This is a genomic window from Pseudomonas sp. FP597, from assembly GCF_030687435.1.
GTDB lineage: Bacteria > Pseudomonadota > Gammaproteobacteria > Pseudomonadales > Pseudomonadaceae > Aquipseudomonas > Aquipseudomonas lactucae.
Genome location: NZ_CP117432.1, coordinates 2327512 through 2350983 on the forward strand (window position 1 = coordinate 2327512; position 23472 = coordinate 2350983).

At 58.2% G+C, this 23472-nt stretch carries 29 protein-coding genes; 3 read left to right on the plus strand and 26 right to left on the minus strand.

Translation table 11 applies throughout. The annotated features are described in order from the left end of the window. The first annotated feature begins 384 nt into the window (after positions 1-384). Positions 385-783 (plus strand): DUF3742 family protein, encoded by a 399-nt coding sequence (locus PSH66_RS10885; RefSeq protein WP_205490874.1) that lies wholly within the window; start codon positions 385-387, stop codon positions 781-783. Here PSH66_RS10885 and PSH66_RS10890 read toward each other — a convergent pair. The 5 genes from PSH66_RS10890 to PSH66_RS10910 all read right to left on the minus strand — a co-directional run bounded on the left by PSH66_RS10890 (position 772) and on the right by PSH66_RS10910 (position 5331). Continuing rightward, complete coding sequence (locus tag PSH66_RS10890; RefSeq protein WP_205490872.1) at positions 772-2313, minus strand: conjugal transfer protein TraG N-terminal domain-containing protein; 1542 nt, start codon at positions 2311-2313, stop codon at positions 772-774. The two genes, PSH66_RS10885 and PSH66_RS10890, sit on opposite strands and share 12 nt — an antisense overlap. 10 nt (positions 2314-2323) lie before the next feature. After that, positions 2324-2632, minus strand: a complete 309-nt coding sequence (locus PSH66_RS10895; RefSeq protein WP_205490870.1) for a hypothetical protein — start codon at positions 2630-2632, stop codon at positions 2324-2326. A 3-nt stretch (positions 2633-2635) separates the two neighbouring features. Beyond that, entirely contained in the window at positions 2636-4018 is a 1383-nt protein-coding gene (locus PSH66_RS10900) for an integrating conjugative element protein (RefSeq protein WP_205490869.1), read from the minus strand. Then, entirely contained in the window at positions 4015-4971 is a 957-nt protein-coding gene (locus PSH66_RS10905; protein WP_205490866.1) for a TIGR03756 family integrating conjugative element protein, read from the minus strand. The genes PSH66_RS10900 and PSH66_RS10905 overlap by 4 nt, the downstream gene beginning before the upstream one ends. Positions 4972-5076: 105 nt before the next feature. Continuing rightward, entirely contained in the window at positions 5077-5331 is a 255-nt protein-coding gene (locus PSH66_RS10910; protein WP_069787775.1) for a helix-turn-helix domain-containing protein, read from the minus strand. A 168-nt stretch (positions 5332-5499) separates the two neighbouring features. On the opposite strand from PSH66_RS10910, the gene PSH66_RS10915 reads away from it, so the two are divergent. Continuing rightward, positions 5500-5787: a LasR-specific antiactivator QslA gene (locus PSH66_RS10915; protein ID WP_205490863.1), complete on the plus strand. Its 288-nt coding sequence runs from the start codon at positions 5500-5502 to the stop codon at positions 5785-5787. Between the two features lie 114 nt (positions 5788-5901). Here the strand turns inward: PSH66_RS10915 and PSH66_RS10920 are convergent, their stop codons facing one another. From PSH66_RS10920 to PSH66_RS10965, 10 genes are all read right to left on the minus strand, one after another. Then, positions 5902-6174, minus strand: a complete 273-nt coding sequence (locus PSH66_RS10920) for an HU family DNA-binding protein (protein WP_069787774.1) — start codon at positions 6172-6174, stop codon at positions 5902-5904. 125 nt (positions 6175-6299) lie between these two features. Next, positions 6300-9050: a conjugative transfer ATPase gene (locus PSH66_RS10925; protein ID WP_205519997.1), complete on the minus strand. Its 2751-nt coding sequence runs from the start codon at positions 9048-9050 to the stop codon at positions 6300-6302. Further along, complete coding sequence (locus PSH66_RS10930; protein ID WP_069787772.1) at positions 9050-9466, minus strand: TIGR03751 family conjugal transfer lipoprotein; 417 nt, start codon at positions 9464-9466, stop codon at positions 9050-9052. Before PSH66_RS10930 ends, PSH66_RS10925 begins: the two co-directional genes overlap by 1 nt. Beyond that, positions 9429-10946, minus strand: a complete 1518-nt coding sequence (locus tag PSH66_RS10935) for a TIGR03752 family integrating conjugative element protein (protein ID WP_205490858.1) — start codon at positions 10944-10946, stop codon at positions 9429-9431. The genes PSH66_RS10930 and PSH66_RS10935 overlap by 38 nt, the downstream gene beginning before the upstream one ends. After that, positions 10936-11748 (minus strand): TIGR03749 family integrating conjugative element protein, encoded by an 813-nt coding sequence (locus PSH66_RS10940; protein WP_069787770.1) that lies wholly within the window; start codon positions 11746-11748, stop codon positions 10936-10938. The genes PSH66_RS10935 and PSH66_RS10940 overlap by 11 nt, the downstream gene beginning before the upstream one ends. After that, positions 11745-12386 carry a PFL_4703 family integrating conjugative element protein gene (locus tag PSH66_RS10945; protein WP_069787769.1) on the minus strand — a complete coding sequence of 214 codons (642 nt, stop codon included), beginning with the start codon at positions 12384-12386 and terminating at the stop codon, positions 11745-11747. The genes PSH66_RS10940 and PSH66_RS10945 overlap by 4 nt, the downstream gene beginning before the upstream one ends. Beyond that, positions 12383-12796 (minus strand): TIGR03750 family conjugal transfer protein, encoded by a 414-nt coding sequence (locus tag PSH66_RS10950; RefSeq protein ID WP_069787768.1) that lies wholly within the window; start codon positions 12794-12796, stop codon positions 12383-12385. Before PSH66_RS10950 ends, PSH66_RS10945 begins: the two co-directional genes overlap by 4 nt. A 7-nt stretch (positions 12797-12803) precedes the next feature. Further along, positions 12804-13175: a TIGR03745 family integrating conjugative element membrane protein gene (locus PSH66_RS10955; RefSeq protein WP_069787767.1), complete on the minus strand. Its 372-nt coding sequence runs from the start codon at positions 13173-13175 to the stop codon at positions 12804-12806. 17 nt (positions 13176-13192) lie between these two features. Beyond that, entirely contained in the window at positions 13193-13432 is a 240-nt protein-coding gene (locus tag PSH66_RS10960; RefSeq protein WP_069787766.1) for a TIGR03758 family integrating conjugative element protein, read from the minus strand. After that, positions 13429-13764, minus strand: a complete 336-nt coding sequence (locus PSH66_RS10965; RefSeq protein WP_069787765.1) for an RAQPRD family integrative conjugative element protein — start codon at positions 13762-13764, stop codon at positions 13429-13431. The genes PSH66_RS10960 and PSH66_RS10965 overlap by 4 nt, the downstream gene beginning before the upstream one ends. Before the next feature lie 307 nt (positions 13765-14071). Here PSH66_RS10965 and PSH66_RS10970 point away from each other — a divergent pair, with 307 nt between their 5' ends. Then, entirely contained in the window at positions 14072-14443 is a 372-nt protein-coding gene (locus PSH66_RS10970; protein ID WP_069787764.1) for a histone-like nucleoid-structuring protein, MvaT/MvaU family, read from the plus strand. Between the two features lie 286 nt (positions 14444-14729). Here PSH66_RS10970 and PSH66_RS10975 read toward each other — a convergent pair whose 3' ends face one another. The 11 genes from PSH66_RS10975 to PSH66_RS11025 form a co-directional block, all read right to left on the minus strand. Next, on the minus strand, positions 14730-15461 hold the full coding sequence (locus PSH66_RS10975; protein ID WP_069787763.1) for a TIGR03747 family integrating conjugative element membrane protein: 732 nt from the start codon (positions 15459-15461) through the stop codon (positions 14730-14732). Positions 15462-15551: 90 nt separating this feature from the next. Further along, on the minus strand, positions 15552-17657 hold the full coding sequence (traD, locus tag PSH66_RS10980) for a type IV conjugative transfer system coupling protein TraD (RefSeq protein ID WP_179028449.1): 2106 nt from the start codon (positions 17655-17657) through the stop codon (positions 15552-15554). 9 nt (positions 17658-17666) lie between these two features. After that, positions 17667-18182, minus strand: a complete 516-nt coding sequence (locus PSH66_RS10985; RefSeq protein ID WP_205490855.1) for an integrating conjugative element protein — start codon at positions 18180-18182, stop codon at positions 17667-17669. Further along, positions 18179-18727, minus strand: a complete 549-nt coding sequence (locus PSH66_RS10990) for a lytic transglycosylase (RefSeq protein WP_069787760.1) — start codon at positions 18725-18727, stop codon at positions 18179-18181. Before PSH66_RS10990 ends, PSH66_RS10985 begins: the two co-directional genes overlap by 4 nt. Next, a complete protein-coding gene (locus PSH66_RS10995) occupies positions 18709-19428 on the minus strand; it encodes a TIGR03759 family integrating conjugative element protein (RefSeq protein WP_069787759.1) in 720 nt (239 codons plus the stop codon). The genes PSH66_RS10990 and PSH66_RS10995 overlap by 19 nt, the downstream gene beginning before the upstream one ends. A 9-nt stretch (positions 19429-19437) precedes the next feature. Beyond that, complete coding sequence (locus PSH66_RS11000) at positions 19438-20109, minus strand: chemotaxis protein (RefSeq protein WP_205490852.1); 672 nt, start codon at positions 20107-20109, stop codon at positions 19438-19440. After that, positions 20106-20648 (minus strand): PilL N-terminal domain-containing protein, encoded by a 543-nt coding sequence (locus PSH66_RS11005; RefSeq protein ID WP_205490849.1) that lies wholly within the window; start codon positions 20646-20648, stop codon positions 20106-20108. Before PSH66_RS11005 ends, PSH66_RS11000 begins: the two co-directional genes overlap by 4 nt. Before the next feature lie 106 nt (positions 20649-20754). Further along, positions 20755-21501 (minus strand): ABC transporter substrate-binding protein, encoded by a 747-nt coding sequence (locus PSH66_RS11010; protein WP_205490847.1) that lies wholly within the window; start codon positions 21499-21501, stop codon positions 20755-20757. A gap of 52 nt (positions 21502-21553) precedes the next feature. Continuing rightward, positions 21554-22048 carry a DNA repair protein RadC gene (gene radC, locus PSH66_RS11015; protein ID WP_205490844.1) on the minus strand — a complete coding sequence of 165 codons (495 nt, stop codon included), beginning with the start codon at positions 22046-22048 and terminating at the stop codon, positions 21554-21556. A gap of 100 nt (positions 22049-22148) precedes the next feature. Then, positions 22149-22406, minus strand: coding sequence for a hypothetical protein (locus PSH66_RS11020; RefSeq protein WP_069787754.1), 258 nt, complete (start codon positions 22404-22406; stop codon positions 22149-22151). Positions 22407-22477: 71 nt separating this feature from the next. Next, positions 22478-23059 (minus strand): STY4534 family ICE replication protein, encoded by a 582-nt coding sequence (locus PSH66_RS11025; RefSeq protein WP_069787753.1) that lies wholly within the window; start codon positions 23057-23059, stop codon positions 22478-22480. Positions 23060-23472: the final 413 nt, after the last annotated feature.

Sequence of the window (23472 nt, forward strand, 5' to 3'; positions counted from 1 at the left end):
TGAAGACAAGCAAGAGGGTTGGGACGAGCCGAGCTCGAAAGACGCTCGGGAGAGCAGTAGGCGTTCATCACCGTGAAACGTGACCGTGCGAGCCACCGAACGCTAATCGCACTTGGGGGGAACCATCACCGAAGTGACGTAGCCTTGAAGGCTCTGGCTATCTGGGAAGGTGCTGTCGATAACAGCGATCCGTACCCTCTATGTAGCTGGATGATATGGATGGGTCAACGGCCATAGAGGCGCTGGTGCACGAGCTGCGTCTTCTGTCTTCCAGTGAAGAGTTTTTTGACCGAGCAAGCTGATAAACGGTTAAGCATGGGTGGTTTTCAGTAGTAGTCTGTAATCTCGATTGCCACAGGAACACGCTTAGAAGAGGGCGCAATCATGCCGGCTCAGCAGCCACTTCAAATCTCCCGCGCACACCGCTGGGCATATGCATGCGGTATGTCGGTAAAACGTGTTTATCGCAGGTTGAAAGGATTCGAATCTCGTGTGGCTAAACGTGCGGTAGCGACAGGTATGCCTGCGGCTGGGCTATTGGTTCGCGGGACCTTTCTAATTACGAAGCTGGCATTCATCCTTGGGTTGCTCTTTATCGGTTTCTGGCTGGTCGCGTCTGTGGTGACGATGCTCGCTGTGATTGGGCTTCTGGTGTCCAAGGCTGCCATTGATGCGGATATTAAAGAGGCGGCGCCCGGGCCAGACTACTTTGGTGCCGACCTCCAAATCGGTGACTTCGACGATAACGGGCATCACATCGGCGACAGCAAATCATCTAATTGAGCGGCTAGCCGCCCCCACTATTTGATCCGTACCTTTGCTTGCTGAATCACTTGCTGCTTTGCTGCCGTTCGCCAACATGCCTTGAATCCCGTTTCCTACTGCATATCCCGTCCAGCTCATAGCTCCAAGGAATAGCATTGGCAGTACGATGAACATCGCCCCCATCACATACTCAATCACCTGCGCCGTGACGGTTCCGTCCATAAAGCCGGATGTGGGCAGCGACAGCAGCACCTGATTGGACGCCGACACTTGGTTGTACAAGGTATCGAGCATGCTGGAGTCGACCCAGCGGGCTAACTCCCACCAGAAGGTCAGCATGTGCAGCGTGAACAGCGCGAACGTGACCGTCATGACGGTTTTTAGCTGGTAGGTACTGACGAGTAGGATCAGTGGCAAGCTGATGATGACGCCCATGATCAGGAACGCTTGCACCATGGGCAGGGCGGCGCGTAATGCATTCATTGCGGGGAAGTTGCTGAAGGACCCGAGGGCCAGCCCGGTGTTGGTAGCCAGGTTATTGAGCCCCTGATTGATCGAGCCGCCGCGAGCACTGGAGCCATAGTCCTGGTACACCTGTCCGGGCGACATGGACATCGATTGCTGGCGCGGACTGACCAGTTCGCGCAGGGTGGCATCCTCGACCTCGCTGCTTGAGCGGCCAGTCAACCAGCCTTTCAGTTGAGTCAGCAGCGAAGGATCGACTTGCTCGATCAAACGCTCTCGCAACCCGACACCGCTGTCGTTCCACCACTGTTTGCAAGTGGGGTAGCCCGCGCCATTTTCCGGCCGTGGCAAGGAAACATCGCGGGTTTCATCATAGGGCCAACTGACTCGTGGTGTCCGTGAGCGGTCGGTGTCGTAGTAACCCGGTGTGTCGAGAAAATAGTGTGAGCCGATCCAGGACGCGTCACGACTTTGCGCCTTGTCCAACTGCGGACGATTGGTGAAAAGCCGAGAACGAGAATAGCCATAGCAGTCGCGAGTAAAGTCGGCGACTTCCTGCAGCAATACCTGGTTATCGATGCGTGAACTGTCGATCTCCATGCGCATCTGCCGGATATCCGGTACGCAGGGAATGGAAGCGGTGGCCGCCGCGGCTATGCCTTTGCTAAAGGCATGCACCAGAAACCACCAGATCGGCACGTTGGCAGAGCGTTCGCCGATGGTGTTGAAAGTGATACCCCAGGCGGTTTCCGTTGGCTTGGCCACGCTGACACCGCAGCGTTGGCTCGCTGCATCGTCGAACGCCATAGAGGTAAGGTTCAACGGAAAGACCGGCGCGCAGCCGAACAAGACGACGATGTAGGCCAGCCACAGCCGGTTCTCTATCCGCGGTACAGAGAGCAATCCCTTGTTGCCTTCATCCGCGCCTTGCTGGCGGGCCGACAACCATTCTTGCAAGATGATTGCACCAAAGGGGGCGGCGAACAGACCAGTATCGGACAGGACGTCCCAGATACCGTTGTTGATGATCCAGGCCAGCAGCGAGAGGTAAAACTCCAGGTAGCTGTTGGTGCTCATGAGCATGGTAGTGGCCTCACAATCGGGTGAGTTCGACGCAGGTAAAGAGCGCGAGCCCTAATACCCCGATACGTTTCACTCGCAGTCGATCTTGTGGCTGATGTTTATAACGCCGCAGCAGATCCCACCAGAGCACAAAAACGGTGCCGTGGAGCAGGGCACGCCACCACCGCAAATAGGGCCGCATGGATTCGAATGTCTGCTGCCAGGCCTCGAAACTACCCGGCGCAGTACGGCCGATCCAGGCCACCAGTGCGGCGGTCAGGATCATCAGCGCGGCAATCCCCAGACCTGAAAGCAGAGGGAATAGCGGTGAGCGTTTCATGGCTCACTTACGCCTGGTGTCAGCATCATTGAGTCGGCCCGGCTCAGGGTCGCCTTGCTCGACGGTGCGCGACGCATCAGCACCTCCGGCATGCCGATCAAGCACCAGGCTGGCAGTATTGGTGGCCAGCATCTGCCGGACCTGCAACTCGGTCTGCAACAGGCGTATTTCGCGCTCCAGAACGTCGATGTTTTTCGTCAAGGCGGTCTGAGCCGGCTCAGCGGAAGCGATGTTCGGTTCGTGGCTGCCTGCCAGCAGCGTGCGCAATAGCAGGAGCGCTTTGTCGAGCACGCTGGACAGGGCCGTCTCACTGGCCAGGCGCCGCGCCAGGAGTTCCTGATCAGGATCGTCGCGCAGGGCTTCGATCACACCGCGGGTGACCGGCAGCATCGGGCTGGAGGCTTTCGCCAGGTTGTCTGGGGTAGGCGGTAGTGAACCCGACAGCAGCCCTTGCAGGGCCTGGAGGCGTTCGCTGTAGGCCTCCTGGATGAGCGGCGTCAACCCATTGCCCGCGGTCGCACGCAGGGTTTCGCAGGTATCGCAGGTCGCGACTTCGCTTTCACCCAATACCCGAACGGCCCATTGGGATTCCTCCTGGGGTGAAGCCCAGGTCTGACAAATAGCCCCGCCTAAGCAGTCGCTGCTACTAATCGAGGAGTTGTCATCCACCGACCGGTTATGCAGCAGGTTATAGCCGGCGCGCACCACGTCGGAAGTCACCCTAATGGGCGTCTGTCCGTTACCTCCGGCCTTTGAGCCACCAACCCAGGACACCCCATTGTTGCCGTTATGGGCCTCGGTGTTTTTCACCGCGGCCACCGCATCACCGCCGGTTTGCTCCAGATTGCCTTGCATTTCTTGGTTCTTGGCCAGCGCGCCCCAGCCGGCTTGACCGACCTTGTCCGCCATTTTTTCGGCCATGGCCTGGCAAGTCAGTTTGGAGCGGTCGAAGTCGATACGCCCCTGCATCACCCCGTTACTCAGCAACTCATAGAGACCGGGGTTGGCGCGCTGGATGATCAACGCCGGCAGCGACATCACGGCTTGGGTCGCGTTCTGTACGATGCTGCCCATGATCTGCTGGAAGCCTTCGGTGGCGCCGTTCAGCTGGTTTTGCAGGGTGTTGGTGAGGCTCATGTTTCCACACATCATGTTCGCTCGCCATGAAGCGCCGACACCGAGCCCGTTGGGGCGATAGAGCGAACTTGGTGAGCCCGCTGCCGAGCCGCCACCGATGGTGTACATCACCCGGTCGTCGAGCACTTCGCCTTGAGTGCCCAGGCGGTAATCGCCTTCGACGGCATGGGCATGCGTGGCCATGGCGAGCAGTCCAAAGAACAACAGACTCATCGCGCCCAACCATGGTCCTGCGAGAAGTCGACTCATGACGTACCACCTTCGAAGTCGATGCTGAACAGGAAGGTCTGTCCCTCACGCTTACAGCAGCTATAGGGACGCCACAGCGACCAGGCATAGCCGCCATCCGCGCTCTGCACAGGACCGCTGGGAAAGATGGCGCACGTGGGTTGAACCAGAGGGTAGAGCAATTGCCATTTGTGGGTCGAAGCGTCATTTTCAACGATCGGGCCGGGCGGCCAGTAACCCTCGCGTGGTGCGGGTGTGAGCGGTAAGTACACATGTGGCTGCCAGTTGCGAGTAATGAAATCACCCGCCCGCTGCGCCATGACTGCGGCGGCTTTGAAATCGTCGGGCTGTACCAGAAAGCCCTGACGGGGATAGACGTTGCCCCACGTGCTCCCCGAGACCTGACGACCGATTTCACGAATTCCCGGCATGAGTGACTCGGGGTAAAGGCTTTCAGGGATGCCATGACGCCAGGCCAGTGAGTCCAAAGTGCTCAGGTAATAGGGCATGAGCGCAGTGGCGCCGCTGGCGCAGGCGTAGCCGGATTGCGAGGCCAGTTGCGTGGCAGCCCATCCACCCGGATGACCGATGGCATCAACGTTTTTGAAACGAGGAAGATTATCGCGTTGGGTATTCGGAGTGATCAGGTTACCGCCACCTTCCGCACCGCTGATGGGAGAGGAGAGGGAGGCCATCTCGGTCCAGGGATTGCTGCCGGTGGTGGCATAGCTCGAAACCACCAATTCAGGAATGAAATGACGAACCTTCGTTGAGGTTTTGACCGTGCAGCCGAAGGGGGTACAAAGGAGCCAGAAACAAATACCGATGACCCTATATTCGAGACAGCTTGGCGAAAGCGCAGAGGACGTAATGCTGCCGGTGTCCAGCGCCATGCTTGGGCCGCACGCCAGCAGCACGCTCAGCGCCAATGGCCGTAGCTTTGTGGGCGGAATGGACGAGCAGGCAACGGGCATGATCCAGGCTCTCGGTGTATGGCCTGGGCAGGTTCGGTTAGGGAGTGAAGACTGTCAGTGGGAATTATGAAGGTGGATCTGTCGGATTTGTGAGACGAGAGACTATTATTTGACGTGAAGGGTGCTGCGTAGGATATCGGGTTCTACAAGTAGCTGATCTGCGGTCACTTCGAAAATATTGGCGAGTTTGCATAGGACCAGCAGCGACGGATTGGCCGTGCATCGTTCGATTTGACTGACGTAGGTACGATCCAGCTCGGCCATGAGCGCCAATTGCTCTTGGGTAAGGTTTTTCACGCGTCGCATCAAGCGGATGTTTTCCGCCAACTGCAGACGGAGCTGTTCAAAGTCTTGAGTCATGCGCGCAAATTGCGCCTTGAGGGACTCTCAATCCACGGGATATAGTCTACATTGGTATTGATCTAGGCTATTTTATGCCCTTGCCTGTTATCGAGCGCTCATTTGGTGTCGTTAAGATTTCGAGGCTGGACTGCGCGTTTAACAATAAATTAGAAATCTAGGGTGTGTATGGACGAAAACTACGTTTCAATTCCTGCGGCGGATGGTTGCTTGAGTCTTCTGACACCTTGGGGCAACGAATTTGCCCCAATGATCGAACGTGGCGTGCAATGCGCCCAAGCTTGGCTTGATACGTCCGGCGAGATTCCACTGTGGTGGGAATTGGCACAAAAGCGCAAAACCTTTCCTGCTGGTGACTGCCAGGATGCTTTTGAAGCTGGATTTTTGTTGAGGATTCAGCAGCGGCTAAGCAGTGTGCCACCCAGCCCAAATCAAAGCAGAAAGAAACGTCGCTAAAGACGCGTTCAAACACCTAGTTTGAAGGTTGCCAGAGTTCAGCCAGCGTTTCGGCTGCCGAAGCCCAATACCAAGGCTCTCGCAGAGTTGGTATTGGGTAATCGCCACCAGCGTCTAGTTAACCGCGTCTTTCAGCGATTTACCGGCTTTGAAACTAGGCGTGTTCGAGGCTGCGATCTTGATGATGGCACCCGTTTGAGGGTTACGTCCGTCGCGCGCTGCACGCGCTTTCACTGCAAAGGTACCAAATCCCACCAAGGTGACGTCCTCACCGCCTTTCAACGCAGTGGATATGATGGTTGTGAGTGCATCCAGTGCGCGCCCGGCGGCAGACTTCGGGAGGTCGGCGGAGCTCGCTATGGCCTCGATTAGATCGTTTTTATCCATGGGTGACTCCTTCCGCTTGGCTGAGTGTCGACGAGTAATCTACTCAGATAGTTCGGACATATCCAGCACAAAACCGCCCTCCAGCCCTGCGCAGATGTAACGCCATATGGGCTCAAAATCTTTCCTTATGTCCCGATTCCTCGGGACTGGTCAATACGCTCAGCTACCTGGAAAGCCGCTTCCAACTCCGAGCAACCGTTCTCCTGCATCAACCTCCAGCGCTCGGCTTTTTCCTCGGGCTCCGTCATGGCAAGAGCGAGGTAAAGGCTGGGTGGCACGGCTCGAAACAGCGTTTCGAGTTTTTTCGACAGCACGACCCCCTCAGTGTATTTCCCAGGCTCCTTACTGGTGGAGAGCAACAAAGCTTTCTGTGACGGCGTGAGTTTCTTGAACCGTGCGATCTCTTCGATTTCCGCGGGCGGCATGTTCAAACAAATCCACCATTCGATCATGTTGAGCATGGTCTGCGCGGCAGAGGGAAAGTCGGCAAGGTTTTGCGTCGCCAGCCAGAACCAAGCGCCGAGCTTGCGCCACATCTTCGTGCCCTTGACCACGAATGGCGCCAGCAGCGGGTTCTTTGTGATGATATGGCCTTCGTCGGTGACCATAATGATCGGCCGTCCAAGGTACTGGTCGCGCTCGGCAAGGTTGTTCACGGTGTTCATCAGGCTGATGTAGCTGATGGACATCTGTGCCTCATAGCCTTCGCGAGCGTAAGTGGCCAGATCGACAATGGTCACATCGCTCTCGGGCCAAGGCGTGCCCTCGCGATCGAACAATTCGCCCTCAAAATCCTGGCAAAACAGGTCGATGGACTCGCCCATTTCCTGGGCACGCTCGCGACGCTTCTCTGGCAAATGCGGGTCAGCAGCGACGCGCAGCAAGGCGTCACGCACGTCGCGGGTCAGTACCTGGCGGGCCGTGGTGACGCAAGTCTGCGCCGCATCGAGAATGCACTCACGGATCAGGCTGCGATCGGCCCGGCTCAGGCGCGCCTCTTCCTTGGCCTCGCCGCCAGTGATCATCAGCCGGGCGGTGATCTCCAATTCGCCGAGCACATCACGTTGGTCTTCGCGACTGGTTACCACCTCATCGTCCAGCTCATCGACAGACAGACTCGCTACCTGATCCGGCTGCTCGACCAGGCGCCAAGCGTCGGCGAACGGTGCGAGACTGACCGAGGCGCCAGGTTTTAATTGGACCTTATTGACCGAGAGGCCCTGCGTTGCGAAGTAGTCGCCCTGCAAACCAAACGAATTGCCTGCTTCGACGATAAACAGGCGAGGGCGGTACACCGCCATGACCTGCATCAGCAGGGTGACCAGGGTGGCCGACTTGCCGGCACCGGTCGGGCCGAATAACAGCAGATGCCCGTTCATGGCCCGGTCCAGGCGTGATAACGGGTCGAAGCTCAATAGCGAGCCGCCGCGGTTGAACAGGGTGATGCCCGGGTGGCCGGTGCCGGTGCTTCGGCCCCACACCGGGACGAGGTTCGCCAGGTGCTGGGCGAACATCAGGCGGGTGTACCAGTTGCGTGTGTCGCGGGCCGGGTTATAGGCCATCGGCAACCAACGCAGGTAGCTGTTGCAGGCGGCGACTTCATCGCCTTCGCGTACCGGTTGCAGCCCCGCGCCCAACAGCGCGTTGGCCAGGCTGACCGAGCGCTGGTGCAGTTGCTGTTCATCGTGACTGCGCACGTAGAACGCCAGGGTGCCGCGGTATAGCTTGTGCTGGCGACCGATGATCGCACGAGCCTCTTCGACATCCTGACGGGTCTGGGTCGAGGCCAGGTTTTCACCGATGGCTTTGCGCGCCAACCGGTTTAACTGGTCTTCGAGCACATCCTGCGGCTTGACCACCAAGGTCAGACTCATCACCGTGCCTTCGGGTAACTGGTCGAACAGGGCATTGACTGCATCACCCTTACGGGTTTCTCCGGTGAGTTGACCAATCGACGGTGCCCGTCGCAGTTTGTCCACCACCATGACCCGATGGGGTTGCCCATCGAAGTACCAGAGTCCTCGTTGCACATCCGAACACGGTTCGTTGAAGAACAACCGTTCGGCGAAGTCGTGATCGAAGGGCAATTCCAGCGACTCGCCATCAGCAGGCTCCGGATAGGCGATACGTTGGTAAAAGTCCTCGGGCGCTTCATCGGTGAGCCTGGGCGCCGGATTGAACCAGGGCAATAACCAGGCATAAAAACCGCGGCCATCAACTCGTGCCGATTGCACGCCGCACGCCTGCAATGAAGCTGCAATACGTTCGCAAGCCTGCTGCAGGGATTGTACCGGGGTGAGTCCCGTCTCCTCGGCGCCAGACTCAAGCCAGCGATAGACCACCAGGCGCACCCGTCGGTTGTTGCCGCGCCAGGGCAGGCGCGTCACCACCTTATCCTCGAACAGGCCACCGGGCTTGGCGATGGCTTTGAGATGACGGCGGATGAGCTCCAAATACGTCTCGGTGAAGACCGTGCCTCCAGCGCTGTCCTGAATATAATCGGTGAGCTGTGTCAGGTAGGGAGTGAAGTCGTTTTCGTCCAGGCAGAAAAACTGCGCCACCCAAGGCGTTTGATCCAGCTCATCAAAACTGTCCTGCAAGGCATCCTCAAGGGCATCGCGGGCGGCCATCAACCAATCGGGTTCTCGCCCTTCGGTGCCGATGGGCAGTAACTCAAGCACCGCGCCCACCGAGCGGTTGTCATCGAGCAGAAAACACTGCTCGGTGTCGAGGTATTCGACCCAAGGCAGGTGATCGGTGAAGCTGGGGTTGTGTGCGTAGAGTGCGGCGTCATCGGCCAGCGTGGCGCGAGGACGTAATGGGTTGCGCCAGGCTTTCCACGCGCCAGTGCGGTTACCCGAACCGCCGCTACGCATTACAAGTCTTCCTGGCGTTCACCGGGTAATGCGTACTGCACCCGTTGGTAGAACGGAAAGACGGTCGAGTAACCGGGGATCGGTGCCTGCTCGGTACCACTCAAGTGCGGATACACGTACAGCACCAGATCGGGATTGGGCAGGCGAGGGAACAGATTGTGGATCTCGTTCGCTGCGGTGCGCGTATACGGTTCCTGGACAGACGCGGAGAAATCCGTCTGAGCCAACGGGCGGCGTAGCTGCTGCCGAGCATCTAACAATTGCTGCTGAGTGCCTTGCGAACCGGCGCCGTTCCATATGTCCAGCATGGTTTGCTCGCCATGGGGCAGAAGCGTTTCTTTGTCGGTGGAACACCCCGTCAGGACCCAGCAGAGCAAGCTAATCCAAGTCAGGCAGAGAAGCATGGTCTTTTTCATGGCGAACGCTCCGGCCCTTGGGCTCGTAGTCGATGGTGATTTCATGGTCGAGGTGTAGCGCGACTTGGGCGGACGGTGGCACGTACACGGCAGCAAAGGTCTCGCCATACAGTTTGTTGATCCACTCGCGGATGTCGCTGACCCCACCACTGAGAATTGAATTCAGCGCGCTGTTGCCTGTGCTGTTGGTAAGCCCGAGCGTATTGCCGCCCGAACTGATCACACTGCTGTTGTTCTGCTCATCTCCTAGCAAGGCAGCGACACCTGCGCCAGCTGCCGTGATCAGACTTTGGCTGCCGAGGTATTGCTGGGCGTTCGAGCGGCGCTCGCCGGCAATGCAAGGAATGCCATACGGATCGGACAGATAACCGAGCCCGCCACGGATCTTGTCGGTGTTCGAGCTCTGGGTGGTGGAAGCATTGCGGCTGGCTACTGCCTTCGGCTGAGGCACCGTGCGGATGGTGCCATCGGTAAACACAAAGGTAATTGACTCGACCTGTCCGCGTACACAGGACAGGGTCCAGTCACCGGACGCCGTGCCGCTCATCACGGCCCCCGCGACGTCCGGTAGGTCGATGCCGTTGGCGGTCAGGTTTTCCGGACCGACCAGCACCTTGAAGGGATAGGGGTCATTCACGGTGCCGTCCACCGGGACCCGGCCGATCAGCGCAGTCATGGCGACCGAGCCCATCAGCGTGGCGTTTTCGGGGATCGTGTAGACCGGCTTCGCGCCTTCGGTACGATCAACGGATCGCGTCAGGTCGCGCTCACCCTTGGTAACTGCACGTAGCTGTTTCTGGCTGCGATCAATCGCGTTGTCTTTCAAGCCGTCCAGAGAGTTGAAAGCGGTAGGCAGGCTCAGTGCGGAGGAAGTCATGGTTTTGCCTCTGGCGTCGGTGGACGGAGCATCCGAGGGTTCAATCCACTGCAGCGCATCATTGGCAGAGTGTCGCCCTTCGAACTGAGCGCCGTCGCCGGGCTCAAGCCCCAATCCAATCGGCATGTCCTTGCTCTTGCCAGCCAGCCCCGACAACTGATCCTGCAATTGCGTCAGCAGACCGCGAGCCTGACGACTGTCTTGTTCCGCTTTGAGCCGGGCCTCGTTGGCTTGGCGGCGGCCTTCGTCGACCTGCTGGGTCACGCTGCCAAGTGCCGTCTGGATACGCGAATCGACGCTGTTTTCCCGCTCGCGAAGGCGGTTGTTCTCCGCCTGCAGCGAATCGTTGTGTTTTTTCAGGCCGAGCATGTCGCTGCGCATGGCCTTCACCTGGCCGACCAGGGTGGCAACCGTGTCGCGTGGGGTGTCACCCGCAATGCCGAGCGACTTGGCCTGCTCGGCGGATAACTGGAGGTTGTCCTGAGCAGTCGGACTTACCGACGAAGGCGAGGTACCACCCGCGACCCAAGTTTTCAGGATGATGAACACCACGCCTAGCAACACAGCCGGTACCAGCCATTTGAGCAAGGCGTTAGCTTTCATCGTCAGCACCTCGTGTAACGGGCGGGAGCAGCACGGCGTGTTCGAGGCCGGCACCGCGGGTGACGAGGTAAGCAATCGTGGTGTCTTCAGGGCTGCCGACAGGCCCGAGGAAAGCATGCTGGAAGGACGCGGCGAACAACTTGGCCTGAAGTTGACGCGGATCGAGTTGCACCGTCGCTGAACCAAGGTTGCGTAACTTCACCGCCGTCACCCAGTAATCACCTAGTCGCCAAGCGGCGATGGGCGTGCTGGACACGTTTTCAGTCGGCAGCAAGTTCGGCAGTGCGGTGCGCAGCTTGAGCGGGACGCGACGTATGCCGGGCAGAGGCTCAACGGTACGTAAAGGTGCGTATAGGCTTTGTGCGGCGTAGCGCGTCAAAGCGACCGGGATCGGCGTACGTTCTGGAACAAGGACGGTGCTGGGTTCCGTCTCGGTAGTCTGCGCCGGAGCATTCTTGATAATACGCACGGGCTCGAGTGGTTGATCGCCAGGCGTGGCGGCGATATCCAGCAGGATGATCTCGCCCGTCGCGACCGATTGCAGTTGTAATCGGGTAGGTGCAATGGCTTCTGACGCGCGCAGGTACAGCGTGCCGCCGGTAGATTGCACGCGCAGCTTGCCGGTCAGAGTTGAGGGGACGCCGACTCGGACATCCTCCTCGATAAAGACCACACGCTCCTGATTAATCAACAGCGGGACCGCGAGAGGGATGCGTTCCCAGCGCATCAACTCGACGGCCTGTGCTGCAACTCCCCATAGCATCAGTGCGATGGTGAGCCCCAGGGTAGACATCCACTTCATGGTTCACCTCCAGGCAGGGAGATTTTTTGCGGAGTGCCCTGATAACAGTCCAGTGCCAGCCCCCACTTATTGCGTTCGGGGTCCAGATCAAAACGCACCACGCGTAATGGATAACGCACCACCACCCGTTTCACTGGTTCGGCCGCGTAGTACTCATCGGCGTTGAGGTCGAGGGTGACCAGCCAGCTATCGCGATCAAGTTGCTTGACCCTGAGTTCCGGATCTTCGCTGTAGCCTCGGCCCAGAATTTCGTAGACACCACGTACCCGCTGGCGCAGCTCGCCGGCGGCCTTGCGGTACTCATAGTCGCCGTCGAGGAAGGCCTTGCAGGCGGGTGTCAGGTAGGACTGCAAGCTGTAGATAGCGCGGCGGTAGTCCTGTTCGCCATCCGAAGGCCAGCGGTTGAGTTGGCCAAAGATGTACAGGGCGAAGGCATACACATTCTCTGAGGGGATATCCCACCACTTGCGCGTGCTTCCCGAGCGCAGATCTGGGGGTACATGCACGGTCAGATCGGTCGGTGCCGAACGCCAGCCGTACCAGAGCCCGGCACAGACCAGGGCAAGGATCACTACCGCCAGACGCAAGCTGAAGATATGAGCCTGTTGGGCATCCACCTTGTTTCGAAAGCGACTCATGGTTGCCACCGCGACAGAGCAGGGCGCAGCCGACGCGAACGGCGAACCGTCCAGGCGCCGGAGTGAAGGATCCAGCTCCCACGACCCAGGCGCCAACGACTGGCCAGTATCCATTCGAGCTTGCGGTACAACCACGTATCTGGCCGGGCCCGTTTGGCTCGACGCAGTAGCGTGCCACCGAAAAATAGCACCACCGCCATGGCCCCGATCATGCTGGTGGGCGCCACGGCAATGGAGGCGGTGGCAATCGTCAGAGGAACGCCCAGCAGCAGGCCAATGACGGCGCCGGTACCGAGTGCTACCCACATCTCATCATTGGTCAAGCCGCGCAATACGGCCGGATCACGATTGAGTCGCTCAGGCAAAAAGACCAAGGTGCCGTCGGCAAGGCGTTCGATAGTGTCGCTCATATCGATCTCACAGAATCGCGGCGGCTTTGGTCAGGAACCAGATGATGATCACCACCAACAGAGCTCCGATTCCGACTACAGCACCGAGGTCCTTCCAGGTCTTGCGCTGGTTTTGCACGTCGGCATAGACGGTCAATGAGTGCCACGCCACCCCCAAGAAAGCGAGTAGGGCGATCAGCAGACCGAGCAGGATGCCGCCGTCGTAGGCATAGTTTTTGATCGTCTCGATCAACCCGGATCCTTCGCCGCGCGAAGGGGCTTCCATGGTGGGGAGCTCGGCAAAAGCCAGGCTTGGGCCGAGCACCAGCAGCAGTCCGATCAAGCGCTGGCTCGCACGATCACGCAGGCTGTTTTTCAGAGGGGTAAAGCACTTGAGCATGGCGGCGATCTCCTGGGTTAGGACAGGGTGAAGAACATCAAAACCAGCAAGGTGAGCAGCACGCGTGCGGCGCTGCCGCCGAAGGCTCCAAAGCGCACGCTGCCGCTCGCCCAACCCCGGTAAGCCGTCCACATCACCCAGGCGCACCACAGCAAGGTCAGGACGAGAACTAGGGACAACCACAGCGTCGAACTGCTCTGCGGTGCGAAGCCGGCGGCGTTTTGGAACGCTGCGATCTGAGCGTCAGTCATGCTCATGGCGAGGACTCTGCAATCGGAGTGTCGAGGCGGTAGTCGCCGACCAGTTCACTGGGGTCGCGGGGTTGCGCACGGGAGGGGAACAGATAGCTCTGCACCCCTTGGCGGATGCGCTGAATGTCCTGGGTCAGTCGGGGGTAGTCGAATCGATATCGTTCGATTGGTTCAAGGGTACGGGCTGCCTCCGCTCGCGTCGCAAGGCGTTCGAGAGTGTCGAGTTGCTGCTGGACTAGGCTGAACTGTTCCAGTTCATGAGTCGATGCGGCATAGCCGCTGCCATGAGCGATGGCCAGTGAAAGGAATAACAAGCAGCGAAAGACGGTAGTCGACATGATACTGGTCCATGTGGAGATGGCGCCAGCATCAAGTTAGGGGTTGAATTACTCAGTATAAAACGCGAGATGGGATGTATCGCTTTTTTGGAGGCGAGCGGAAGAAACTTACCCACACATACACTAGCAATCGATTGGGCGAAAAAGAGAGCCCAGTCTAGCAATCCTTCCCCATGAGTAATGTGTTGCTCATAGGGCAATGAGTGGATTCACTTTTGCTTGAAACGCGTATGGGTGACGAAGAGTCAATCATCGCTTAGTATGGGGGCGTTCACTTCTCATTTCCCTAACCTGAAGGAAGTTTCACATGTCTCGTTTGGCTGAATTTCGCAAGCTTGAACAACAACTGGCCGAACAGCTCGCAGAGCTCGAGTCGATGAAAAGTGACTCCGGTCTGAAAAAAGAAATGGAATTTGAGAGCAAACTACGTGCGTTGCTTGGCGAGTACGGCTTCAGCTTGAAGAACATCATTGGCATCCTGGATCCAGAGGCTGGCCGTCGTACCTCGGCACCAATAGTTGCCTCCGTAAAGGCCATCCGTAAGGCTCGCGAAGTGAAGATTTACAAGAATCCAAACTCGGGTGAGGTGATCGAAACCAAGGGAGGAAATCATCGACAACTGAAAGAATGGAAAGTCGAGTTTGGCGCAGACGTTGTTGACTCGTGGCGTACTCAGTAAGATCAGTTTGATGACCAAGGGCCTGTAAGGGCCCTTTTTTATCGGTGCGAATGATAAAACCAGAGTGCAAGTCTTGACCCGGTCCTGCACCAGTTTAATTGCTGGTTAGATCCTTGAATTTCGCCAAAATCTTGGAAGCCTACATTTCATCTGATGCTCTAACCCATAATGGGAGTCGAAGACGACCTCTAGCAGTTTTATTTGCATTCGTATGGTGTGTCAGTTTTGGGTCGCAGGATAACTATCCTGGCATCGGGACATGTAAAGAATAACTGGTTTTTCCGAATCAGAGATACTTCTTGAATGTCGTTGCCGTGATTGCCGTAATGATGCCGAGCATCACAGCACAAGGGAAAAACACAGCCATGGGATTGAGCGAAAAGGGTAGGGACAAGTAGATAACCCAGGGCACGATCAGCAGTGGTATCACGGCTCGCTTAGCTCGATGGTAGACAAAGCTACTTTCTCGCCCTGCGCCAAATTTACGTAGGTCCCGGCGCATCAGTCCATCGACAAAACCAGTGAACATGGCCAGCAGAAACAGGGGGATGGCCAGGACCAGAATGGTAAGGCGCACCACGAAGGTAAAGGTGACATACACAGCCGTCAGCATGAAATCCTCAATGGTTACGTAGAACTGGTTGATCCACTCCCAGAAGCCATTGCCATGGTTAGGCCCCCGCGCCTGCTGGGCAAAATCTGCAAAGCCGGTCTTGACCAACAACCACTGATTGAGAAATTCCAGTATCTGGATGATCGTTCGCCCAGGCTGCTGGAGGATGAGTGAAGATTTGAAGTGTTGACTAAGCCAGCCCAGTTCATTGGTCAGCATGGCCTGGCTGTGCCGCCAGCCCTGATCGCCCCAAAAGAGCAATAAACCTGCAAACTCGATCAGGATCGAGAACAGCAACGAGGCGATCAGTACACCAATAATGCGTAAAACCAAGCCAATCACCGAGACGATTAATCCTGGGCGCTGGATTGGTTGTGGCGGCGTGTTCTGGGTGGAAGTCGCCATCGTTCACTCCATTGTGCGTTGCAGAGTCGATGCCATCACGATCCTTCTGGATAGTTTTCTGCTGAGTCAAAAACCTGCAGCAGGGGCGGGCTACCCGGCCTGATCCAGATCGAAGTTGGTAGTTGGGCCGCCACCGCTTGCGCTCCACCATTGCCCCGCCTGCGCGTTATAGGTCGCCCGCATTCGCTGGGTGAGCTCCTGCAGGTCCTTGGGCATGGCATCGTCGTTGGAGGGTTTTGGCAACGGCATGCGGACTTTCCAGAGCTGCCCACCGGTCTGGAAGGAGAACATTTGCCCCTTGGGTAAACTGACGATATGAGCCGGCTCGATCAAGGGCACGCTGGTGCTACTGACGCGGTCTTGCGAGGAGGATGTGAAGTCCGTGTTGGCCTCAGGATCGGAGGTGTCGGTGGCACCCGACACCAGGGTCTTGGTCAGCACGTTAACCTTGGGCAACTGTTGGGTGAGCAGTTCCGCAGTGGCGGTTTCGCGCACCCGCAGTATCTGCAGGGTGTTGAAGTTACCAATAACCTGGCCGGCCTTGGCTCGGTTGCCGATTCGCGCTTCGATATCGCTCAGGGTTTGGGTGTAGGCCGTCACCTGGATGCCGGCGCCACCGCCCTTGTTGATCAGCGGGATGAACTCATCGCCCATCAACTCATTGAACTCATCGGCGTGCAGGTTGATCGGCAACTTGTCACTATTGTTACCCGATTGGGGCAGACCATGGTCAATGCCATGTTTGTATATGTGGCCAGCGACCGAGACCAAATCGGCAAACATGGAGTTGCCCACAGCGGCGGCCACCTCGGCGTCGGTCAGCGCATCCAGGCCGACGTAGACGATCCCGCGTTTTCGGATGATCTGCATCCAGTCGAAGATCGGCCGTGGGTCGTCCAGATCGGTGTAGTCGGGGGCCAACAGTTGGGCTGTCTTGCCTGTGGTGAGTTTCTCCAGCAGCGGCAGTAGCGAGGCCACGATTTTGTCGAAGTAAGTACGGTCATAGCGTACCGCCGAACGCAGTCCATCCAACACTGGATCGAATACCCGTTTCACCGCCAGGTACTGCTCGATGGCCACGACACGCTTTTCGCGCCCGATCATATGTCGGGGAATGTTTTTCTCGGTGAGTTTGCCTTCAAGCTGGACGATCACTTCCCACGCCTTCGGGTCAGTTTTGGCGAAAAACTGCTGGGCGTATTCGATGAACAGTGCGTCGATGTTGACCACATGCCGTTGGATCTGCAGGTAGTCCGGGCGTCGACCCAACTCGATCAATGCGCGGGCGATGATGTTGACGAAACGCCAGGCAAACTCGCGAAAGGCCGCGGAGTTACCTTCGCCGCTGAGCTGCCCGGCGATGCGTGACGCCACTTCCGAGATACGCCCGAAGCGTCCCACCGCATTGTATCGAGCAGAGATCTCCGGCCAGCCTAGATGGAAAACATAAAACTCCTTATCCCGACCGGCCCGTTTGGCTTCGACATACATTCGTTTGAGCAATTCAGCATCGCCTTTCGGATCGAAGACGATGACCACCTCATGTTCGATGCGATGAATGTCCTGGGTGATGTACACCTCGGCGAGTCGCGTCTTGCCTACACGGGTAGTGCCGAGCACCAGGGTGTGTCCGACTCGTTCGCCCAGCGGCAGACTGACTTCCGTTTCATCGGGCTCGACCCCATGCAATAGTGGCGAGCCACCTACCGGGGGCAAAGGACGCAACGGATTGAAGGCACTGTCCCAGGCCGTGACACGGGCCAGTATCGAGAGTGGAAACGGTGCATGCTCCAGGCGCCGTTCGAGTCCACGGGCCAGACGGTAGCTGGTCGGTTGGTCGACATAGTGGGCGACCGCCGGATCCTGGGCCTCGACCAAGCGCTGGGTGTGTAGACGGCTCCAGCGAAAGCCACGACCCATGAACAACCACTTACGGCTAACCGGAATCTGCCGACTGGTCAGTTCGTAGCGGGGCAGCCGGCGGATATTGCGTCGATAGCGCAACACCTCCCTGGCTTGGCGCAGCCGGATCAGGCCGAACAGGGCATAGGCCAGCGCTGCAACCCGACCGATCTCGGGTGACAGGGCCACAGCCCAGGGCGAGTATACGCACAACACCGCGGCAGCGATGCAGATCGCTACGGTGTACAGCTCCACCGCTGGCCGGAGCTTGGACTCCATCGCATGCTCGGCCATGACCTGGACTCACTGTACCAGTGAGGTGGCAGTGATCAAGACGGGGTAGTGCTCAATCTGCAGGCGGGTGGCGATGTCGTTACCGTTGACCGGCAGGATGGTGATGCCCGGAGCAACTGCTCGAATCCGGGCCAGGGCTTCATTATCGACCACTTCGACGGCGAGGCCTGCCGCGCCCATTTCCTGCAGTTCAGGAGCGCGTTGACGCAGCCAAGTCAGCGACTGGGGATCGTCACCAACCAGGAAAAATGGCTGTAAGCCCGGCATGCTCAGAGCCCGTGACGTGATCTGGCCGGGGCTCAAGTGGGAGCTACGGACGGGCAGTATCCAGGTTTCATCGGCAAACGTGGACAGGTCCGCATGCACGGGCCGATCAGCCTGAACTCTGTTATTTATCGGCACGCCCATGGCTGGAGAATCGGGGTGTGTGAAGTCGCTAGGCTGATCTCCGGCTACGGTCAGTTCCGGCTGGGCGAAAGGTGCCAAGAGCAGGATGAAATAACAGGCAATGGTGATTCGCTTCATGGTGGTGTGCCCTGTTCAAAGGAAATCAGCAGTTGTTCGAGTCTCTGGGAAAAGCCAGCACGGTAGCGTGCTGCCGGCGCGCCTCCTGCCGGACGGTGATAGCGCCCGGCAGCCAAGACCCAATCACCGGTGGCGGCGTGATGCTCCTGCAACAGTGCGGCGGTTACGGCGAGATTTCGGTAGGGATCGAGGGCTTCGCAGGGAACGGAAAAACGTTGCCCGTGGTAACCCAGGTTGGTTTGTCCAAGACCGACATCGACCCGCTTGGCGTCATGCAGGGCGAGCGCCTGAAGCAAGGCGTGACAGGCGGCCTGGCGAGTGGCGAAGCGGTAAGGATTACCGGCGATGTTCAAGGTCCACGGCCAGGGCAGCAGTCGATCACGGACGCGGAGTCCACTCTCCTGCTGGGCAATCGCGAACAGCACCGTCGAAGGGATGCCGGCGTTATGCGCCGCCAGTTGATAGGCCGGAGGCGGAAGTTCGTCCGCCTGGGCGGCGAGCATCGTCAGCAGGAGCGCAAGACCACTCAGTCGAGGCGTTGCCATTGTCCGTTCACCTGTTGAAATGTGGCAGGCAATGGCCCCGGAGCACCCAGGCTGAACCAGCGACCACGGTCATGGTTCAGGGTGATCTGCCGGTGTTGAACCTTGGCCGGATCGATGTCCGCTTGCCGAGCCCAGCTACGGACGCGTTCATCCTGGCCTTGGCTGCCCACCAGGTAGATATCGAACGCCGTGTCGCTGCTTTGCAGACGCTGCGCTTCGTCGGTGCACGCCTGGCAGTGGTCCTCCACAAACAGGGCCTGGCGCGGCATGACTGATGAGCTGGCAGGGGGTGGGGACGCCATGCCCTGGATCGGCAGCAGCCCGGGAAATAGCTTGGTCCATGCCGCGGTGTAAGCGTTTTGGTAAGCCAACTCGCGCTCGGCGCGTTTGGCTTCCAGCGCTACCTGTAATTCGGCATAGCGCTGGCGCTCTTGGTCGGTCTGGGCTTCGACCCCGAGTGCGGTCAACGGATCGAGGTTCGGGCTCCAGAAACCGCGCGGGCTGGCTTGGATCTGTTCGAAACGCGTCCACTCCTGCTCCGTCAGACCCCAGCTTGCCGCCTGTTCAGAGTGAGAGCGCCCTAGGGGAGCGGACTGCGTGTCCTGTATTCGTGACGGTGTCGTCATGGGATTGCCCATCGCTGCTCCTGTGCTCAGTAGCGAAACGAGACAGACAACGGTGGGCAGTAGCGCTTTGTTCATGATCACTACTCAAGGGAGGTGCACGGTCTGATCTGGCTGAGCGGCCACCGCGAAGATGGCTGAGTTCGGCTCCAGTCTTTTCAGGCGCCAAGCCCCTTGCTGCTCACCGCTATGTAGCAGCCGGACATCCGTGAGCGAGCGACTGTCATGAGGCGCGACCGCCAGAAAGCGCTCACCACCGCGGGACTCGACACTCAATACTGAAAACGGTGGCGAGAGCGGGGTGGGTTCGGATCGAGTGTTCTTTTTCGGTTTGGTCGCAGAAGGCGTCGGCGATGGGGGTAATGGCTGGGTCTTGTGCTCCAGGAGCTGCTGCTCGACCTGTTCAAGGCGTGCGCGCAGCGCTGTCAGGTCTGCCTGGGTGGCGCGGGCTGCGAGACTATCGCGCAGTTCCTGTATCTCTTGCGCCCACTGATCCAACATCGGATCGAGGGTATTGACCTGTTGCTCACCAGTATCGACCGTCTGCTTAAGGTCTTTCAGCGCGTACTGCAGCTTCTCCTGGGCATCCTTGAGTGCGCTTGAATCATGTTGCAGGGTGTCCAGGGTTTGTAGGTGTTGGTTGTTCGTGCTCTGCAGTTCGGCCACGCGTTGATACTGGTTATACAAACCACCGCTCAGGCCGGCGACCGCCAAGCAAAGTAGTCCAATGATGAGGGTTTGAAACGTCGAGGCTCTCATGGGTGTGCCTCCAACAGATGGGGCGAGACGGGTGTGATCAGCGTGCCGCCGGCCTCCGTTTTCTGCTGTTCGAAGCAGACTGAACGGCTGACTTCGTCGGTCGTGAGTAGCCAGGCGGGGCCAGCGAGCACTTGGAGCGCGCGGCGCAAAGAGATCGGGCCGAGCCGGTAATGGGCCGCGGGCAGGGGCCGAGTAAACAGCACCCTCACCGACGGGGTAACGGGGCAGAGCGCATAGCCCGAGCGCTGCAATACGTACTGCATAGCCTCCTGCACTGAAGGGTTCAGGCTGGACAGGATGCTCACGTCAATGATTTGGGCAAGAAGATCGCGTTGTTCCGTGGTGGGCTCGGTGCTAACCAGCGTGTAGCGGCCATAACGAAGCTCTGCCGGATGGCTTTCTTCGGCTATGCCCTTCGAGTGCTCGGCCCGATTGGAGCCACTGTCTATCTCTGGATTGGTCGGCAAAGGGTCGGGGATTTGCGCGGTGCAGGCGCTCAACAAACCCAGCAGGCAGACAGGCGTGAAAAAACGCTTCATGGAAGAAACCTCATATCAGATTCAGTGCAGAACCTGACATGAGGTGAAGGAACGATTCAGTGAGAAAGTTGATTTGAGGTGGGTCGTGTTAACGCTGAACACGTTGCTATTCATCGAAAATGGCGAGCCCATCCAAGACGGCAGCGTCGGGGTCGAAGATCAACAATCGCACATCCGCCAATGCCGCCAGATGCAGTACGTTGACCAAGGCTTCCGGTGTGCCTGCGTCGAGTTGTTCTTGTCTCAAGCTCGAATAACGATTGCCCTCATTGTTCAACAAGTTATCGTCCGTCCATGGCGTGCCGATCAATTTGCAACCGATACCGCAGCAATCTGGAAGCGTAAAAAGCCCGAACAAAAGGCCGGTCTGCCGCAGAGCGAAGTTACTGACCCACTCTTTCAGATAAAGCATCGCTGCTTCGGGAAGATGTGCGGTGCTGATTTCCCAGGCTCGACTGTAGTGTCCCGTTTCGAAGCTCAAGCGATGGACCATGGCTTGTGCCTCTTCCAGGGAGTACAGATCACCGAGGTGATGCCGCTCGTTGAGCATTTCGCCTATCACAGCGTAGATTACTTGGCGTACTAGCCCAGTGGACTGGCAGCGTTCATCCAAATCATCCGAAATGGATTGGCTTTCGCTGATCAAGGCGAAATCGTCATTGAACAGGCAGGCGAACAGTTGCAGCTCATTGTCGGGCAGATGGGCTTGTGAGTCGTGCACGGGTCGAAAGCAGGGAGGGCAGTCGTTTTCGTAGGTGATCAGTAGCAGCCGTTCGATATGAAGGTTGTCGTAACCGCGAGCAAATGGGTTGGGGGCCGTCAGCACGGCTGCAGCTTGGTGCGTGGGGTTCATGAAGGTTCTCCAGAATGATAATGGACAAGGCGCCCGAAGACGCCTTTGAGGATTAAAGCCAGCCATGTTCGGCAAGAGAAAGTGGACGACCTTCACCCACGATGAAGTGATCCAGTAAGCGCACTTCGATCAAGGCCAAGGCCTCCTTCAGCCGTGCGGTCAAGACGCGATCCGCCTGGCTGGGTTCCGTACACCCTGAGGGGTGGTTGTGAACAAAAATGGCGGCCGCAGCGTTATGCGCTAGGGAACGCTTAACGACTTGGCGGGGGTAAACGCTGGCGCCATCAATGCTGCCGTGAAAGAGGACTTCGAACGCCAGCACCCGGTGTTTGGCATCGAGAAAAATCACACCGAAGACTTCATGCTCTTGTTGCGCAAGATGCAGTTTTAGGTATGCGGCCACGGTGTCGGGCGATGTCAGGTTAGGACCTCGGGCGAACAGCCGACGATCCAGAATATGCAGTGCTTCGTCGATCACCTGGTTTTCTTGGACGATACGATCAGCCTCGAAATCCGAAGTCTCGATCAGTGTGAGTTGGGTGCTCATGGTGGTACCTCCGAAGGCAACAATCAGGGGTACACACCCGAGGGGAGTGGTGTCCCCGAGGTGGATATAGAGTTGTGGGCGTTAGCAGGTGACGCGCTGTTTACAGCCGAGTGAATCGGTGGCGTTGACCGTGTAGGTATGAACCACAACTGTCGCAGGGCAATGGGGAAAAGGCTTTTATTCCCCAGCCGGTTTCGGGATCGAAGTCGGCACTGATGGGCATTAACCGAACCAGTCCACGATGGATACCGGCGATGCGTTTCTCGATTTCATCCGTCGTGTAGTAGAGCGATAACGTGCTGTAGTCCTCGTAAGCAGCCGCGAACAGGCAGTCGTCGCAAAGCCAGAAGGATTCCATGTTGGTTCTCCTGTGCTGATTGAAGAAAAGGCGCTCGAGGGAGCGCCTTGATGAGGAACATCGTGGACTGTTCAGGCGGACTGAACGGTACGGGAGGCGTCACGGCGAGCCGTGCGGGGAGTGGGTTGAGATTCAGGTTCGACCCGAGCCTCTGTTGGATGTTCGGTCTCCTCGGCTTCGGCATCAGCCGACGTTGTAGAGGGTTCATTGATCGGCGCTTGCTCAGCAGGTGCTGTTGCTTCCTGCCTGGCGGGCGCTTTGTACTCGAACGTGCCGTTGACCTTGATCCAGTCGATGAACAGCAAACGGCCTTTCAGGCTGGCGCCCGGTTGACCTTGTTTATCGCCTTTCTCGTAGAGAAACGGATCGATCCACAGATCGCCGATACGGAACGACAGCAAGACCTTTTTCTCGGCTTTGACGGCGTCCATGTAGAGACGAATCAAGCGTTCAGCTTCACCCCCAGCGACTTTGCAGTCGAAGCGGGTGTACTCGACCGCATCGGTGGCACCGTGCAGGGCTGCGATATCGCAGGCCATGAATGGCTGGCCGCGGCGGACTTGTACTTCACGAACACGGTTGAGGTAGCCGATACCGACGGTGTGCAGGTTGAAGTAGGTGGTCGCTTCTTGGGAATGGTTGGCGTGGGCCATGGTGGTTCTCCTGTTTCAAGGGAAAACGGTGACGCACAGTCCCTGACGGGGAAGTGAGTCCCCGTCAGGGTAGGTAAGGTGAAGTCGAGCAATGAACGACTCGCCACCGGCAAGCCGATGACGATCAGAACGATGCGTCTGGGGGAATAGCGGTGCAGCAGAGAAACGTCTGCGGTGGTGATTCGCAGGCATGAGGTAGTGGGCATTCATCACCGCTGAAGCGGTAACCGCGCGAGCTTCCGAACGCTGATCGCACTTGGGTAAACCACCACTAACGTGGCGTAGCCTTGAAGGTTCTGGCTACCTGGGCTGGGCTGTCGACGACAGCGAACCACGGCCTTTGTATAAGCCTGTCACAGGGGAGCGTCAAGACGCTGCCACCCTATTTTTTAAGGCCGGAATACGGTGGCAGT

Excerpts from the sequence above, each read along its gene's own strand:
- PSH66_RS10885 (WP_205490874.1), top strand. The coding sequence starts at position 385 with ATGCCGGCTCAGCAGCCACTTCAAATCTCCCGCGCACACCGCTGGGCA.
- PSH66_RS10890 (WP_205490872.1), bottom strand. The coding sequence starts at position 2,313 with ATGCTCATGAGCACCAACAGCTACCTGGAGTTTTACCTCTCGCTGCTG.
- PSH66_RS10895 (WP_205490870.1), bottom strand. The coding sequence starts at position 2,632 with ATGAAACGCTCACCGCTATTCCCTCTGCTTTCAGGTCTGGGGATTGCC.
- PSH66_RS10900 (WP_205490869.1), bottom strand. The coding sequence starts at position 4,018 with ATGAGTCGACTTCTCGCAGGACCATGGTTGGGCGCGATGAGTCTGTTG.
- PSH66_RS10905 (WP_205490866.1), bottom strand. The coding sequence starts at position 4,971 with ATGCCCGTTGCCTGCTCGTCCATTCCGCCCACAAAGCTACGGCCATTG.
- PSH66_RS10910 (WP_069787775.1), bottom strand. The coding sequence starts at position 5,331 with ATGACTCAAGACTTTGAACAGCTCCGTCTGCAGTTGGCGGAAAACATC.
- PSH66_RS10915 (WP_205490863.1), top strand. The coding sequence starts at position 5,500 with ATGGACGAAAACTACGTTTCAATTCCTGCGGCGGATGGTTGCTTGAGT.
- PSH66_RS10920 (WP_069787774.1), bottom strand. The coding sequence starts at position 6,174 with ATGGATAAAAACGATCTAATCGAGGCCATAGCGAGCTCCGCCGACCTC.
- PSH66_RS10925 (WP_205519997.1), bottom strand. The coding sequence starts at position 9,050 with ATGCGTAGCGGCGGTTCGGGTAACCGCACTGGCGCGTGGAAAGCCTGG.
- PSH66_RS10930 (WP_069787772.1), bottom strand. The coding sequence starts at position 9,466 with ATGAAAAAGACCATGCTTCTCTGCCTGACTTGGATTAGCTTGCTCTGC.
- PSH66_RS10935 (WP_205490858.1), bottom strand. The coding sequence starts at position 10,946 with ATGAAAGCTAACGCCTTGCTCAAATGGCTGGTACCGGCTGTGTTGCTA.
- PSH66_RS10940 (WP_069787770.1), bottom strand. The coding sequence starts at position 11,748 with ATGAAGTGGATGTCTACCCTGGGGCTCACCATCGCACTGATGCTATGG.
- PSH66_RS10945 (WP_069787769.1), bottom strand. The coding sequence starts at position 12,386 with ATGAGTCGCTTTCGAAACAAGGTGGATGCCCAACAGGCTCATATCTTC.
- PSH66_RS10950 (WP_069787768.1), bottom strand. The coding sequence starts at position 12,796 with ATGAGCGACACTATCGAACGCCTTGCCGACGGCACCTTGGTCTTTTTG.
- PSH66_RS10955 (WP_069787767.1), bottom strand. The coding sequence starts at position 13,175 with ATGCTCAAGTGCTTTACCCCTCTGAAAAACAGCCTGCGTGATCGTGCG.
- PSH66_RS10960 (WP_069787766.1), bottom strand. The coding sequence starts at position 13,432 with ATGAGCATGACTGACGCTCAGATCGCAGCGTTCCAAAACGCCGCCGGC.
- PSH66_RS10965 (WP_069787765.1), bottom strand. The coding sequence starts at position 13,764 with ATGTCGACTACCGTCTTTCGCTGCTTGTTATTCCTTTCACTGGCCATC.
- PSH66_RS10970 (WP_069787764.1), top strand. The coding sequence starts at position 14,072 with ATGTCTCGTTTGGCTGAATTTCGCAAGCTTGAACAACAACTGGCCGAA.
- PSH66_RS10975 (WP_069787763.1), bottom strand. The coding sequence starts at position 15,461 with ATGGCGACTTCCACCCAGAACACGCCGCCACAACCAATCCAGCGCCCA.
- traD (WP_179028449.1), bottom strand. The coding sequence starts at position 17,657 with ATGGCCGAGCATGCGATGGAGTCCAAGCTCCGGCCAGCGGTGGAGCTG.
- PSH66_RS10985 (WP_205490855.1), bottom strand. The coding sequence starts at position 18,182 with ATGAAGCGAATCACCATTGCCTGTTATTTCATCCTGCTCTTGGCACCT.
- PSH66_RS10990 (WP_069787760.1), bottom strand. The coding sequence starts at position 18,727 with ATGGCAACGCCTCGACTGAGTGGTCTTGCGCTCCTGCTGACGATGCTC.
- PSH66_RS10995 (WP_069787759.1), bottom strand. The coding sequence starts at position 19,428 with ATGAACAAAGCGCTACTGCCCACCGTTGTCTGTCTCGTTTCGCTACTG.
- PSH66_RS11000 (WP_205490852.1), bottom strand. The coding sequence starts at position 20,109 with ATGAGAGCCTCGACGTTTCAAACCCTCATCATTGGACTACTTTGCTTG.
- PSH66_RS11005 (WP_205490849.1), bottom strand. The coding sequence starts at position 20,648 with ATGAAGCGTTTTTTCACGCCTGTCTGCCTGCTGGGTTTGTTGAGCGCC.
- PSH66_RS11010 (WP_205490847.1), bottom strand. The coding sequence starts at position 21,501 with ATGAACCCCACGCACCAAGCTGCAGCCGTGCTGACGGCCCCCAACCCA.
- radC (WP_205490844.1), bottom strand. The coding sequence starts at position 22,048 with ATGAGCACCCAACTCACACTGATCGAGACTTCGGATTTCGAGGCTGAT.
- PSH66_RS11020 (WP_069787754.1), bottom strand. The coding sequence starts at position 22,406 with ATGGAATCCTTCTGGCTTTGCGACGACTGCCTGTTCGCGGCTGCTTAC.
- PSH66_RS11025 (WP_069787753.1), bottom strand. The coding sequence starts at position 23,059 with ATGGCCCACGCCAACCATTCCCAAGAAGCGACCACCTACTTCAACCTG.